Below are 16,028 nucleotides of genomic sequence, written 5' to 3' on the forward strand. Positions count from 1 at the left end.
TAGGTGTCCGGGTTTTCGTCCGCCTCGGACGCGGTGGCGGATTCGTGGCGGACCGTCACTTCTTCAACCACCTGTTGGACACATAGGGTTTACTTTCGTTCGACTCGTCGGACCGAGCGTGCTTGCTATGGTGCTACTCGCCGGTAGGAAGTCGAAGCCGAACGGGGGGCGCGAGGAGTAGGCGGACCAGCGCCACAACTCCTCGGCGGGTCGTCGAGACGGAAGGTCCGGCAAGGGGGCCGGGCCGACCGAGGCGTCTGCGCGTTGTCATCACGCGCCCCTCGAACTCCAGTTCCTCACCCATCGATCCAGACAGGTGTGACTCGCCACATGGTTCGTTCCCTGGTCGATCTGCTGACCACGCATGCCTCGCACCATCCCGACCGGACCGCCTACCGGTACCTCGTCACCGGCGACCGCGACGGCGAGATCCAGGAGACCTCGTACGGCCGTCTCGCCGAACGGTCCCGGGCCGTCGCGGCCTGGCTGCAGGAGCGGGGACTGACCGGCAGCCGCGCCATGCTGCTCTACCCGCCCGGCCCGGAGTTCATCTGCGGCTACCTGGGCTGCCTCGCGGCCGGTGTCGTCGCCGTACCGGGCGTCCCGCCCCAGGGCCGTGCGCAGAACCACCGCGCCCTGACCCGGATGAAGCGGCTCATCGCCGACGCCGACGCCAAGGTGATCCTCGGCGGCCGCGAGGTGATCACGGCCCTGTCCGGCATGGTGGAGCACCTGCCCGACCTCGCCGACCTCATCCTCCTCGCCACCGAGGACATCCCCGACGAGGCGGCCGCCTCCTGGCGCGAGCCGGACCTCACCGCCGACTCGGTGGCCTTCCTCCAGTACACCTCCGGCTCCACCTCCGCCCCGCGCGGCGTGATGGTCACCCACGGAAACCTGCTGGCCAACCAGCGGGTCATCACCGAGCGCATGGGCCACACGCCGGACACCATCGCGGAGTACGGCCACGAGATGTTCGTCAGCTGGCTGCCCGTGTACCACGACATGGGCCTCATAGGCCCCGTCCTGAACACGGTCTACCTGGGCGCGACCGCCACCCTCTTCTCCCCGCTGCACTTCCTCCAGCAGCCCCGGCGCTGGCTGACCGCGATCGACCGCTACCGACCGCACACCAGCGGCGGCCCCAACTTCGCCTACGAGCTCTGTCTCAAGCAGGCCGGCCCCGAACTCCTCGACGGACTCGACCTCAGCAGCTGGAAGGTCGCCTTCAACGGCGCCGAACCGGTCCGGGCCGCCACGCTGCGACGCTTCACCGACACCTTCGCCCCCGCCGGCTTCCGCGGCGAGGCCCTCTACCCCTGTTACGGCCTGGCCGAGGCCACCCTGATGGTCACCGGCAGCACGCTCACCGCCCCGCCCACCCTGCTCCAGGCCTCCGAAACGGGCCCGCACGCCGGCCGGGCCGACGCCGCGGCCGTCGGCTGCGGACGCCCCGGCCCCGACGTCACCGTCGCCATCGCCGATCCCGAACGGCACGAGGAACTGCCCGACGGCGAGGTCGGCGAGATCTGGGTGCGCGGCGCGAGCGTCGCCAAGGGCTACTGGCGCAACGCCCTCGCCACCCGCGAGACCTTCCGCGCCACCCTGACCGGCCGCGAAGGCCGCTTCCTGCGCACCGGCGACCTCGGATTCCTGCGCGACGGCGAACTGTTCGTGACCGGCCGCCTGAAGGACCTCATCGTCATCGACGGACGCAACCACTACCCGCAGGACCTGGAGTTGACGGCTGAGATGGCCCACCCGGCCCTGCGCCCCGGCTGCACCGCCGCGTTCTCCGTCGAGGCGGGAGGCGTCGGCGCGGGGGACGCGGGAGACGGGTCGGACGTCGGCGCGGACGGCGAGCAACCCGTCGTCGTCGCCGAGATCGCCCCCGACTCGGCAGGCGAGGCGGAGAAGATCACCGACGTCGTCCGCAGCGCGATCGCCGAGGCCCATGGCTTGTCGGTGCGTGACGTCGTCCTGGTCCGGCCGGGCACCATCCCCAAGACGTCCAGCGGCAAGATTCAGCGCCACGCCTCCCGGGCCGCCTACCTGGACCGCACCCTCGCCGTGATCGAGGCGCCCGCCCTGAGCTGACCCAGCCCGCTCCACCGTCGTACGGCCCCCCTCTTGCCCGAATCCACGAGGACACCTGTCTGCATGCCTGCGTACGAGTCGCCGAAGCAGTCCCCAGCGCCGCCCCTCACGACACCGCAGGACGTGCGGGCCTGGCTGGAGTCGGCCGTCGCCGCGGCGGCCGGGCTCGCCCCGACGGCCGTCGACCCGGACCGGCCGATCGCCGAACTGGGGCTTGGATCCCGGCAGTTGGTGACACTCGCGGCCGAGCTCTCGGCACTGACCGGCCGGGCCCTGGACCCGTCCCTGGTCTTCAACCACCCGACCGTCGCGGCGCTCGCCGAGGCGGTGTTCGACGAGGCGGCCCTCGAGGAGGCGCCCGCTCGTACCCCGGCAGCGGTCCCGGCTCCGCACGGCACGCCCGCCCGGACCGACGACGACATCGCGATCATCTCCATGGCCTGCCGCTTCCCCGGCGGCGCCGACGACCCCGAAGCGCTGTGGCGGCTGCTGGCGGCCGGCGAGGACGCCATCACCGAGGCACCGGCGGGCCGTTGGGACACGCAAGGGCTGCACGACCCCGACCCGGAAGCCACCGGCAAGGCGTACTCCCTACGCGGCGGCTACGTCTTTGGCATCGACCGCTTCGACGCGAGCTTCTTCGGGATCTCGCCGCGTGAGGCGGCGGCCATGGACCCCCAGCAACGGCTGCTCCTGCAGACCGCCTGGGAGACGATCGAACGCGCCGGGATCGTCCCGGACACGCTGAACGGCAGCTCCACCGGCGTCTACATCGGCCTGTACGACAGCGGATATCTGGCCTCGGCCGCCCTGGACCAGCTCGACGGGCACGTCGGCACCGGCTCGGCGAACAGCGTGGCGTCCGGCCGTATCGCCTACTCCCTCGGCCTCCAGGGCCCGGCGGTCACCGTCGACACCGCCTGCTCGTCCTCCCTGGTCGCCCTGCACCTGGCGGCGCGAGCACTGGCGGGCGGTGAGTGCGACCTCGCGCTGGCGGGTGGTGCGACGCTGCTGGTGACTCCGCGTGGGCACGTCGAGTTCAGCAGGCTGCGCGGGCTGTCGCCGTCCGGGCGGTGCAGTCCGTTCTCGGCCGACGCGGACGGTGTGGTGTGGGCCGAGGGCTGCGGCATGGTGCTGCTAAAGCGGCTGGCGGACGCACGGCGTGACGGTGATCGGATCCTCGCGGTCGTCAAGGGTTCGGCGATCAATCAGGACGGCCGCAGCCAGGGCCTCAGTGCCCCCAACGGCCCTGCCCAGGAACGGGTGTTGCGCGCCGCCCTCGCCGCCGCCGGGCTCCGGCCGCACGACCTGGACCACGTCGAGGCGCACGGCACCGGCACCCGGCTGGGCGATCCCATCGAGGGCAGGGCCCTGGCCGCCGTCTTCGGCCCCGACCGTCCGGCCGACCGCCCCCTCGGCGTGGGCTCGCTGAAGTCCAACCTCGGCCACACCCAGGCCGCCGCGGGCATCGCCGGCGTCATCAAGACCGTACTGGCCCTGCGCCACGAACGGATACCGGCGTCCCTGCACGCCGAGACCCCGACCGAGCACATCGACTGGGCACACAGCGGTCTGCGCGTACTCGCCGAGGCCCAGGCCTGGCCGCGGGACCCCGAGCGGGTGCGGCGTGCCGGAGTGAGCGCGTTCGGGATCAGCGGCACGAACGCCCATGTGGTGCTGGAGGAAGCTCCCGAGGAGCACACACAGCCGCCCCGCGACCTCCCCGCTGCGACCCTCTTTCCGCTCTCCGCCCGCACCCTCCCCGCGCTCCGGGCACAGGCCGGTCGACTCCTCGAAACCCTTGAGCGGCAGCCCGAGTTGCCGCTCGCAGCCGTGGCGGCGACCCTGACCCACCACCGCACCCACTTCGAGCACCGAGCCGTCGTCCGGGCGAGCGACCGCGCCGAACTCCTCACCGCGCTGCGCGCGCTCACCGCGACCCAAGCCGACGCCGACGCCGCCACGGACCTGATCACGGGCCCCCAACCGGTTGGCCTCACAGGCAAGTTGGCGTTCGTCTTCCCCGGCCAAGGAGCCCAGTGGGCCGGCATGGCGCGCGATCTCCTCGACCGTGACCCGGTGTTCGCCGACGAACTCGACCGCTGCGACGCCGCCTTGCGCCCGTTCACCGACTGGTCCGTGACATCCGTTCTGCGCGGCGGTCCAGGCGCCCCGGCCCTGGACCGCGTCGACGTCGTCCAGCCGGTGCTCTTCGCGGTGATGGTGTCGCTCGCCGCCGTATGGCGCGCTCGCGGCATCCGTCCGGACGCCGTCGTCGGACACAGCCAGGGCGAGGTCGCCGCCGCCTGCGTCGCCGGGGCGCTCAGCCTCAACGACGCGGCAGCGGTGGTCGCCCTGCGCAGCCAGGCCCTGACCGCCCTGTCCGGCACCGGCACGATGGCCGTCGTCGCCCTGCCCCACACCGAGGTCGAGGCCCGACTCGCCGACCATGGTGGCCGGATCGGTGTCGCCGCCGTCAACAGCGGCCGCTCGACGGTGATCGCGGGCGACGTGGAGGCGGTGGAAGTCCTGCTCGCCGAACTCGACCGACAACAGGTCTTCGCCCGCCGCCTCGACGTCGACTACGCCTCCCACAGCGCCCGGGTCGAGCCCGTCCGCACCACGATCCTCGACGACCTCGACGGCGTCACCACCCACCCCACTTCTGTCGCCTGGTACTCCACGGTCACGGCCGAGCCGGTCGCCGAGGAACTCGAATCCGATTACTGGTACACCAACCTGCGCGAACCCGTCCGCTTCGCACCCACGGTCGAGCGCATGGCGGCCGACGGCTACCGCTGCTTCGTCGAACTCAGCCCGCACCCCTCCCTCCTCACCGCCCTGCACACCATCGACGAGAACCTGATCGCGATCGGATCCCTCCGCCGCGAGGAGGACGGCCCCGCCTGCCTGGACCGCGCCGCAGCCGAACTCCACGTCCACGGACACAAGATCGACTGGCGCCGCCTGGTCCCGCACGCCAACCCCGCGGATCTGCCGACCTACGCCTGGGACGCACAACGCCACTGGATCGAGCCCGACGCCTCCGCCACCGCCCCCGGTCTCTTCGACCGCGCCGCCCACCCGTTGCTCGGCATCCAGCTCCAGTCGGCCGACGAGACCCGCTGGACCTTCCGCAACGAGTGGTCCCCGGCCACCGCCGACTGGCTGCCCGACCACACCGTCTTCGGCCGGACCGTCGTCTCGGGCACCACCTTGATGGAACTCTGCCGCGCCGCCCTCGCCGTGGCCCGCCCGGACACCCCGGCCGACGTCACCGACCTGCTCCTCCTGGCCCCGCTCACCCTGCCCGACACCAACACGGTCGAGGTGTCCGTGGAGGTGGTGACCGCCGGGACCGCCCCCGAGATCACGGTCCACAGCCGCCCGCGTGGCCAGGAGCCTGCGGACTGGACCCTGCACGCCACCGCGTCCGCCGCCGAGTCGAGCACTGCGCCGGCCGATCGGCCTCCGACGTGGCCCGAGCCGGCCGAGCCGGCCTGGGACGAGGACACCTACGACCGACTGACCGGGCTCGGCCTCGGCTACGGCCCCGCCTTCCAGGGCGTACGACAGGCCGCCGCGACCGGCGACGGAACCGTGCTCGCCCGCCTCTCCCTGCCGCCCATGGCCCGCGACGCGGTCGGCCCTTACCCAGTGCACCCGGCGCTCCTGGACGCCGCCCTGCACGTGGCCGTCGCCCTCGACACCGGCGACCGGCGGGTCCTGCTGCCGGTCGCGGTGGCCCGCTGTGTGCTGCCGCCCGGCGGCGCGACGGACCTGACGGCGTCCGTACGCCGAACCGGCGGCTCCGGCACGGACCTCACCCTGGACGTCAGCCTGTGGGACGCCGACGGTTTCCCGGCGGGCCGCCTGGAAGGCGTACGCCTGCGCGCCGCGAACCCGGCCGACCTGAACAGCTCGCGGAACGGCCGACACCTGTACGAGATGGCTTGGACGGCCGTACCGAAGGCGCGGGCCGAGACACCCGGCTCCGTGTGGGCCGTGTACGGGGACCCGCCCGACCCCGTAGTCGCGGCGGCCCGGCGCGACCTGCGCGCGGCGGGCGTCCAGGTCGCCGACGAGGACACCGACATCGTCGTACGATTCTGGCCACCGACGGCGGCTGACGCCGAACCAGCCGCCACCGCCCAAGAGTTGGCAACCACGGCCCTCGCGGAACTGCAGGCGCTGATCTCCCTCCCGCCGGACAAGGCGCCCACCCGCACCATCTGGATTACACGCGGCGCGATCGCAGCCGCCGACGGGGATGCCGTCCCGGGCCTCGCCCAGTCGGTGCTGTGGGGTCTGGTGCGCAGCGCCCGTACCGAACACCCGGACCTCGGACTGACCCTGATCGACCTAGACCTTTACCTGGACCTTGGCGGCGGCGACGAGCCGCCCCTGCTCTCCGCCCTCACACACGCCGACGAGCCAGAACTCGTCCTGCGGCGCGGCGAGTTGCTCGCGCCGCGCCTGATACGGGCCCGCCCAGCGCCATCCGACCGCCCCGCCCCGATCCCCACGGACGGCACCGTGCTGATCACCGGCGGACTCGGCGCGGTAGGCCGCCACATCGCCCGCCTGCTTGCCGAGAACGGCGTCCCGCGCCTGCTGCTGACGTCTCGTCAGGGCACCGACGACCCCGGCGCGTCCGAAGCGACCGCCGAACTGACCGCATTGGGCGCCGAAGTCGAGGTCGCCGCGTGCGATGTCGCGGACGAGGCTGCGCTGGCGGACGTACTGGCCCGTGTCGGCGCCGACTCGCCCCTGCGTGGCGTCGTCCACTGCGCCGGAGTCCTCGCCGACGGGGTGCTCGCCGAACTGACCCCCGAACGCCTCGCGCAGGTGCTGCGCCCCAAGGTCGACGGCGCCGCCCACCTGCATCGGCTCACCGCCGGCCACCCGCTCGACCTCTTCCTCCTGGTCTCCTCGGCCGCCGGAGTCGTCGGTAACGCGGGCCAGAGCAACTACGCGGCCGCCAACGTCTTCCTGGACCAACTCGCCTATCACCGACGGGCGTTGGGGCTGCCGGGCGTATCCGTGTCCTTCGGCGCCTGGGCGGGGGAGGGGCTCGCCGCCGAGCACGCCGACCTGGAGCGGATGGCCCACCTCGGCCACCGCGCCCTCACCCCCGACCAGGGCCGCGAGCTGACCGAGCTGTCCCTGCGGCGCGACACCGCGCACCTGGTCGCCTGGGCGCTGGACCTGCCCCGGCTGCGAGCCGCCGCACCGGCGGGCGCACTGTGGCGCTCCCTGCTCCCCGCACCCCGCACCGACCGGGCCGGCAGCCACACCGTGGCGGACCGACTGTCCCGGCTGCCGGAGCCCGAACGCGCCGCACGCGTCCTCGCCCTCGTCCGCGAGGAGGCCGCCCACGCGCTCGGCCTGCCCTCGACCGAACCCGTCCGCCCCGACCAGCCACTGCGCGACCTCGGCATGGACTCGGTGACGGCGGTCGACCTGCGCAACCGCATCAGCACCCGCCTCGGCACCAGACTCCCCGCCACTCTCCTCTTCGACCACCCCACGCCCACGCGCCTCGCCGAGTACCTGCTGGCCGGCGCCCTGGCGACAACAGGACGTACGAGTCACAGGGCCGCTGCGCCCGCGCCCACGCCGGGACCTCCTTCGGACGAGCCGGTGGCCCTCGTCGCGATGGCATGCCGTCTGCCCGGCGGAGTGAAGGACCCCGAAGGACTGTGGCGGCTGGTCGAGGAGGGGCGGGACGCCGTCGGACCGTTCCCCGCGGGGCGGTGGGACGTGGAGTCGCTCTACGACCCCGACCCGGACGCCGTCGGCAAGTCCTACGCCCGCGAGGGCGGCTTCCTCGACGACATCGAGTCCTTCGACGCGGGCTTCTTCGGCATCACGCCGAAGGAGGCCGCCGCCATGGACCCGCAGCAGCGACTGCTGCTGGAGACGGCCTGGGAGTCGCTGGAGCGCGCCGGGATCGTGCCCGGCGACCTGGCGGGCAGCACCACTGGCGTGTACGTCGGCATGTTCGGCAGCGACTACCTGTCCGGCACCCGGCTCGACCAACTGGACGGCTACGTCGGCACGGGCTCCGCCCTGAGCGTCGCCTCGGGCCGGCTCGCCTACACGCTCGGGCTGAACGGCCCCGCGCTGACGGTGGACACCGCCTGCTCGTCGTCGCTGGTGGCCGTGCATCTGGCGGCGCAGGCGCTGCGCGCGGGCGAGTGCGATCTGGCGCTCGCGGGCGGCGTCACCCTGATGGTGACGCCGCAGACCTTCGTCGAGTTCAGCCGGCTGCGCGGCCTGTCCCCGACGGGCCGCTGCCGCTCCTTCTCCGACGGCGCCGACGGCGCGATCTGGGCCGAGGGCGCCGGCATGGTCGTACTGAAACGGCTGAGCGACGCCCGGCGCGAGGGGGACCGGATCCTGGCCGTGCTGCGCGGCACCGCCGTCAACCAGGACGGCCGCAGCCAGGGCCTGTCCGCGCCGAACGGCCCCGCGCAGGAGCAGGTGATCCGCCGCGCGTTGGAGCGGTCCGGACTGCGGCCCGCCGACATCGACCACGTCGAGGCACACGGCACGGGCACGGCCCTGGGCGACCCGATCGAGGCGAACGCCCTCGCGGAGGTCTTCGGCGCCTCCCGCCCCGAAGGCCGCCCGCTCCACCTGGGCTCGTTGAAGTCCAACATCGGGCATGTCCAGGCGGCTTCGGGTGTCGCCGGCCTGATCAAGGTCGTGCAGTCACTGCGCAACGAAATCCTCCCGCGCACCCTGCACGCCGACATGCCCAGCCGTCACGTCGACTGGGCGGACAGCGGGCTGCACGTGCTGAGGGAGTCGGTGCCCTGGCCCGCGTCGGCGCGGCGGGTGCGGCGTGCGGGTGTGAGCGCCTTCGGGATCAGCGGAACGAACGCGCACGTGATCGTCGAGGAAGCCCCGCCGGCGGGGTCCGAGCCTCAGCCGTCGGCACGTGCACTCCCGCCGGGCAAGCGCCTGTTCGTCATCTCCGGCCGCAGTGAGGAGGGCCTGCGCGGACAGGCCGCGGCGCTGGCCCGCCACCTTTCCGGGAGCGACCACGCTCAGGACCGCGATGCCGCGCTGTCGGACATCGCCCACACGCTGGCCCGCCACCGCAGCCACTTCGAGCGGCGCGTGGCGGTGCTCGCCGAAGGCGGGGAGGAACTGCGCTCCGCGCTCGGTGAGTTGGCGGCGGGCCGGGTGCCGCTGTCCCCGCTGCGTGAGGAGCGGACGGGCAAGGTCGCCTTCGTCCACGCCGGACACGGGGGCCAATGGCCCGGCATGGGTCTGGACCTGATGCCCGAGTCGGAGGCGTTCCGTGAGGAGTTGTCCCGGATCGACGACGCGGTGGAGCGGCAAGTCGGCTGGTCGGTGCTCAACGTGCTGCGGGCACCGGAGGAGTTCTCTCCGCTGGAACGGACCGAGTATCTGCAGCCGACGCTGTTCGCGGTGAACGCGGCACTGACCGCTGCCTGGCGCTCGCTCGGCGTCACCCCGGACGCCATGACCGGCCACAGCCTCGGCGAGATCGCCGCCGCCTACAGCGCGGGCGCCCTCACCCTGGACGACGCCGTCACCGTGGTGACCGGGCGGGCCCAGGCGGTCGTACCGGTCGCGGGCAAGGGCGGCATGCTGTCCCTGGACCTGCCGCGCCCGCACGTCGAGGAACTGCTCGCGCCGTACGCGGGTCGGCTGTTCGTCGCCGCCGTCAACAGCCCGCACTCCACGGCCGTCTCCGGCGACGGCGACGCACTGGCCGACCTGCGCCGGAGCCTCGACGAGCAGGGGATCGAGGCCCGGTCGCTGTCGACCCCGTTCGCCTCGCACACCCCTCTCATGGCGCCGCTCCGCGCTGAGCTGCTCGACCGCCTCTCCGGTGTCCGGGGCACGCGACCTGCGACTGCGCTGTACTCGACGGTGCTGGCGGAGCCCGTGCCCGGAGACCGCCTGGACTCCGCCTACTGGTACGCCAACCTCAGCGAGCCCGTCCGCTTCGCGGAGACGATCCGGCGCATGCTGGACGACGGCTACCGCTACTTCGTCGAGCTGAGCCCGCACCCCTCGCTCGGCGCGTCCATCGAGGCGGTGGCGGCCGACGCCGGAATCGACGCGGTGAGCGTGGGCTCGCTGCGTCGGCAGCAGGGCGGACGGGACGTACTGCTGCGCGCGCTGGGGGAGTTGTACACGGCCGGCCACACGCCCGACTGGCCGACGCTGTTCCCGACGGGCCGCCGTGTCGACCTGCCGACCTACGCCTTCGCCCGCGAACGCCACTGGCTGGCGCCCGCCCCGGCCACCGCGACCGGCGCCTCACCCCTCCTAAGCACGCACGTCGAGGCCAGCGACGAGGCCGACCGGCACATCTTCCAGAGCGAGGTGGACCTGCGCGACAGCCGCTTCGCCTATCTGGCCGACCACCGGGTCACCGGCGAGGTGTGGCTGCCCGGCGCCGCCTTCCTCGAGATGGCCCTGGAGGCCGCCTCGGCGGTTCAGGATGGGGGAGAGGTACGGGTCGCCGACATCAGGTTCGTCCAGCCGCTCCGCCTCGACGAGGCCCGGCCGACCCGCCTGCAACTGGTCCTGCGCCCCGCCACGGACGGATTCCGGGACTTCACCATCGCTTCGGCGCCCACCGGCGGCGGACAGCGCGGACGCTGGGAGCGCCACGTCGGCGGACGCATCGCCGTCACCCCCGCCGAACCCACCGCCGAGCCGAGCGAGCCGCTCGCCACGCTGCGCGCACGGTGCACCGAACAGGTCGGCCTCCCGTCCGTCTACGGCGCCCTGGCCGCCCTCGGCATCGACTACGGCCCCGCCTTCCGAGGCCTGGAGTCGGGTCACCGCACCCACTCCACCGCCCTCGCCCGACTGGCCGACAAGCCCGCCGCCGGTCACCTCCTGCACCCGGCCGTCCTCGACGCCGCCTTCCACACGGCCGCACTGCCCGGCAACGCCCCCCAGGGACGGGCGTTCATCCCCGCAGGCGTCGGACGGCTCCGCCACACCGGCCTGCGCACCAGCCCCGCGTGGGTCACATGCGAACTGCGGTCCGTGTCCGGCGACACCGCGACACTGGACCTTCGGCTCTACGACGACAAGGAGCAACTGCTCCTGGAGGCCCAGGAGTTCCAGCTCGCCGCGCTCTCACACCTGGACGGAGCACTGTTCGAGACCCGCTGGCAGCACCGCCCGATCGCCAACGAGCCGCCCGTACGGGGAAGGTGGCTGATCCTGGCCGACGATTCCGGTGTGGCCGCCGAACTTGTCGAGCGGCTGGGCGACACCTCGGTGCCCTATGTGATCGCCCGCAGGGGTGAGGAGTTCGCCGCCCGGGGCTCCGGCCGCTATGTCCTCGACCCGGCCGACCCGCGGCACCTGACCCGTCTCCTCGACGAGGCCTTCGCGAGCGAACCGCCCGAGCTGGTAGTGCAGTTGTCCGCACTCGACGCGCCCGCGATCGAGGACGCTCATACGGCCGAGGAGGCGGCGCGGCTGTGCTGCCTGAGCACCCTGCACCTGGTGCGCACGCTCGCCGACCGGACGCCGACCCAGGCGCCCCGCCTCTTCGTCGTCGCACGGGGCAGCCAGGCAGCCGCTGCCACCGGCGCCAACGGTGACAGCACGCAGGTGACGAACCCTCAGCAGGCGCTCGCCTGGGGCTTCGGCCTCGCGGTGGCGCAGGAGCACCCGGAGCTGAGGACCACCCTCGTCGACCTCCCACCCATGGGCGGCACCGACGCTCTGTGGACCCAGCTGCGGCACGCCGACGACGAACGGCTCGTCGCGCTGCGCGGCGCCGGACGGCTCGTACCCCGGCTGACCCGCACCCGTCCGGACGACGGCGGCCACGGCGCCATCGTCCCGGACGGCGTGTACCTGATCACCGGTGGCCTCGGCGGCCTCGGACGTGTCGTCGCCGAGCGGCTGGTCCGGCGCGGCGCCCGTCGACTGGCCCTGATGGGCCGCGGCAGGCCCGCCGAGGACGCCTCGGAGTGGATCCGGGATCTCCAAGAACGCGGCGTGACCGTGCACTTGGCGCGCGCGGACGTCGCCGACCGCGACGGCCTCACCGCCGCCCTGGACGCCGTACGGCACGAACTCGGTCCGATCACCGGCGTCGTCCACGCGGCCGGCGTCCTCGACGACGCGACGATCGCCCACCTGACCGACGAGCGCGTCCTGCGTGTCCTCGCCCCCAAGGTCCTCGGCACCACCCTGCTCACCGAACTGCTCCCGGACGCAAAGGACTTCGTCCTGTTCGCCTCGGCGGCCGGCCTGCTCGGCTCGGCCGGTCAGAGCCCGTACTCGGCCGCGAACGCCTTCCTCGACGCCTGGGCCCATCACCTCTCCCACACGGACCGTCGGGCGCTGAGCCTGGACTGGGGCGCCTGGTCGGGCGTGGGCATGGTGTCGCAGTCCGGTGTCCGCGAGGCCGAGACGGCCCGCTCGGGCCTGGTCGCCTTCTCCGCGCAGGACGGCGGCGAACTCTTCGACCGCGTCCTGACCACGGCCCGCCGTCAGCTCGCCCCGCTCGCCCTGGACCGGGAGATGCTGGCCCTCGACCCCGACGCGGCTCGCACCCGCCCGATCCTGGCCGACCTGATCACCGCCCCCACCGGCACGCCCGGCACGGACGACCTCGTCAAGAAGGTTTTCGCGGCGACGACCGACACCGAACGGGCCGTACGCCTGGAGGCCTATGTGCGCGCCCGGGTCGGTGAGGTGTCCGGCGGTGCGGTCCAGGTCTCCGCGACCACGGCCCTGAAGGAACTCGGCCTCGACTCCCTCATGCTCGTGCGGCTGCGCAACGCCTTCGCCCGCGAACTCGGCGTCGAACTCCCCACCGCCACCGTCTTCTCGGCCGCCGACATCCGCGGCCTCGCCCAAGCCCTGTCAACGGCGCTTCCCGAACGGTCGACAACACCACAGGAGGAGCCGGAGCACGCGCCCGAGGCACCGGAGAGCGCACTGCACCCCGCGACCCGCGACGTCGTACGGCTGCTTCGCAGCGCCCAGCCCGACATGCCGGACGCGGCCCACGCCGTCGGCCTCGCCGTACGCCTCACCACGCCGGCCACCCGCGAGACCCTCACCGGCATCCTCACCCGCCTCGCCGCCCGGCACGCGGCCCTGCGCACCGCCATCGTCCCCGCCGAGGCAGGCGGCCGGCAGCTGAGGGTGGACCGCGAACTGCCGGAACCGCTGCTGCGATGGACGGCCGTCCCGGCGGACACCCCCCTGGAAGCCGCGGACCGGCTGCGCGAGCTCCTGGAGCCACCGTTCGACCTGACCGCCGTGTCCCTGTGGCGATTCGAGCTGCTGGACGGCGGCGAGCGCGGCCAGATCCTCGTGTACGGCGCCCACCACGCCGTCAGTGATCTGCAGTCGCTGCTGCTGGTGGCGGGCGAGATCGACGCAGAACTGTCCGGCGACACCCTCGATGACACCGTCACCAACCGGGACATCGACCTGCTGATCGAGGCGCAGCAGACCGACGGGCAGGTCACCGGGCAAGCCAATGGGCGGTCCACCGAGCAGGCCAACAGGCGCCCGGACGCGGGCGATTGGCGCGAGACGTTCCAAGGCAGCGCCCGTCTCGACCTGACCCTGAGCCGACCCCGCCCGCAGACCCGCTCGTACCGCGCCGGCAGCGTCACCGTGCCGATCCCCGACGGCCTCATGGACCGGATCTCGGCCACCGCGAGCCGCCTGGCCGTGACCCCGGCCGCGTTCTGCCTGGGCACCCTGACCGTCCTGCTGGCCAGGAAGCGCGAGCGCGAACGCTTCGTCCTCGCCGTGCCCGTGGACACACGCATCCACGCCGACGCCTACGACGCGGTGGGCTTCTTCGGTGTGCCGGTGCCGTTCCCCGCCGAAGCGCACGCGGGGGAGCGGATCGCGGAGGTGCTGCGCCGCACCGACGGGCGGCTGGAGAGGGTGCTGGCCAAGGGCGCGATGTTCTCCGACGTGCTGCCGGTGCTGGCCCGACAGGGCCTGTACCGGGCCAACGCACCGCTGGTGGAGGTGTACTTCAACTACGTCCGTGCCGCCCGCGGGCTGACCGGCCTGGAGGTGCTGCCGGCCGGGACCGGTTACTCCGACCTCGACCTGATGATCACCATGACGCCGGACGCGGGCCGGATCCGCCTCGACCACAGCCTCGACATCCTGGACGCGGCGACGGTCACCGAGCTCGGTGAGGAACTGCTGCGTCTGCTCGCGGAGGCGGCCGAGGATCCGTCGGGGCCGGTGCGCGCGGCGAGGGCGACCGACGAAGCGGCCTTGGCCGAGCCGGGCCACACGCTCGCCCTCGCCGCCACGTTCGCCCTCGGCAACCTGCCCCTGATGTGCGAGACGGCGATCAAGGAGTCCGCACGGGACGGCAGCGTGACGACCGTCGCGCAGGCCCCGTACCACCACGTACTGGCGAGCCTGCGCGACCCGTCCGGAGTGTTCGCCGACCCGGCCACGACGGTGGGCGTCGTACTGCTGCGGGCGACGGACCTGCAACGCTTCGGCCCGGTCGACGACGCGCTGCTCGCCGAACTGCGCACCGCCTACCCGGCCGCACTGCGCGCGGCCGCCGAGCGCACCCGCAAGCCGCTGATCGTCGGCTTCCTGCCCGCCGCACAGGGCGAGGACCGCCTCAGCCGATGGGAACGGGAGATCTCCGCCGAGTTGGCCGACACGCCAGGCATCGCCGTGCTCGGCCACGACGACTGGACCCGCCACCACCCCGTCGAGGAACGCTTCGACGAGCGGACCGAACGCCTGGCCCACCTCCCCTTCACCCCGCACTTCCAGGCAGCCGTGGCCCTCCGCCTCGCCGAGGTCGTCGAAGCGGCACGACGCCCGGCACCGAAGGTGATCGCGGTCGACGGCGACGAGACCCTGTGGGGCGGCGTGGCCGGGGAGATCGGCCCCGACGCCGTGGACCTGACCGGCCCGCGCGCCCTGCTCGCCCGCAGGCTCCTGCAGTGGCGGGCGGCGGGCGCGCTGCTCGTGCTGGTCAGCAACAACGACGAGGACACCGTCCACGCCGTACTGGACCGCCCGGAAAACCCCCTGAACGCCGAGCACTTCAGCGTGCTCTCCGCCGCCTGGGGCCCGAAACCGGCTCGCCTCGTCGAGGCGGCCCGCACGCTCAACCTCGGACTGGACAGCTTCCTGTTCCTTGACGACAACCCCGCCGAGATCGCCAAGATGCGCGCCGCGCTGCCGCAGGTGCTGTCGGTGACCTGCCCGGCGGAAGCCGAACTCCCGGACTTCCTGGGCCGGTTGTGGCCGCTGGTCCCTGCGGCGGCGACGGCCGAGGACGCGCTGCGCGCACGGTTCTACGAGGAGGAGCGGGAGCGGGACGCCGTACGCGAACAGGCCGGCTTCGAGGAGTTCCTGGACCGGCTGGAACTGGAGGTCGACATCCGGGCCCTGTCCGACGCCGATGTGCAGCGGGCCGAGCAACTCGTCCGCCGCACCAACCAGTTCACCCTGCGTGCCCGCTCCACCGACAACGGCGACGTCGCCCGGTGGCGCGCTCACGGCGAGGTCTGGACGGCGGCGGCCCGCGACCGCTTCGGCGACTACGGCCAGATCGGCCTGCTCGCCTTGCGCCACGAGGGCGACCAACTCGACGTCCTGGCCTGGCTGATGAGCTGCCGCGCACTCGGCCGGGGCGTCGAGGAGCGTCTCCTGCAATGGCTGGCCGACCGCGCCGAGGAACTCGGCTGCGCAAAGGTCCGCCTGGCAGGGCAACGGACGCCGCGCAACGCCCCCGCCCGCCGGCTGCTGTCGGCACTGGGCGGCGGCGATCAGGACGACGAACGGCTGGAGACCGTGGTCACTCCGGAGCGGCTGCGGACGTTCCGCTCGTGGCGGCAGCAATGACGATGCGGATCAGGGTGGGGCCAAGGGCCGCCCGGACAGCACCGATGAAGGGG

The 16,028-nt window shown here is 73.2% G+C and carries 2 protein-coding genes; both read left to right on the top strand.

All coding sequences use genetic code 11. The features are described 5' to 3' along the window. Positions 1–330 precede the first annotated feature (330 nt). On the top strand, positions 331–2,097 hold the full coding sequence (locus ACTMVF_RS39395; protein WP_441275897.1) for a fatty acyl-AMP ligase: 1,767 nt from the start codon (positions 331–333) through the stop codon (positions 2,095–2,097). 63 nt (positions 2,098–2,160) lie between these two features. Beyond that, positions 2,161–15,975, top strand: a complete 13,815-nt coding sequence (locus ACTMVF_RS39400) for an SDR family NAD(P)-dependent oxidoreductase (protein ID WP_441275898.1) — start codon at positions 2,161–2,163, stop codon at positions 15,973–15,975. Positions 15,976–16,028: the final 53 nt, after the last annotated feature.

Source organism: Streptomyces sp. SD31 (genome assembly GCF_052068475.1).
GTDB lineage: Bacteria > Actinomycetota > Actinomycetes > Streptomycetales > Streptomycetaceae > Streptomyces.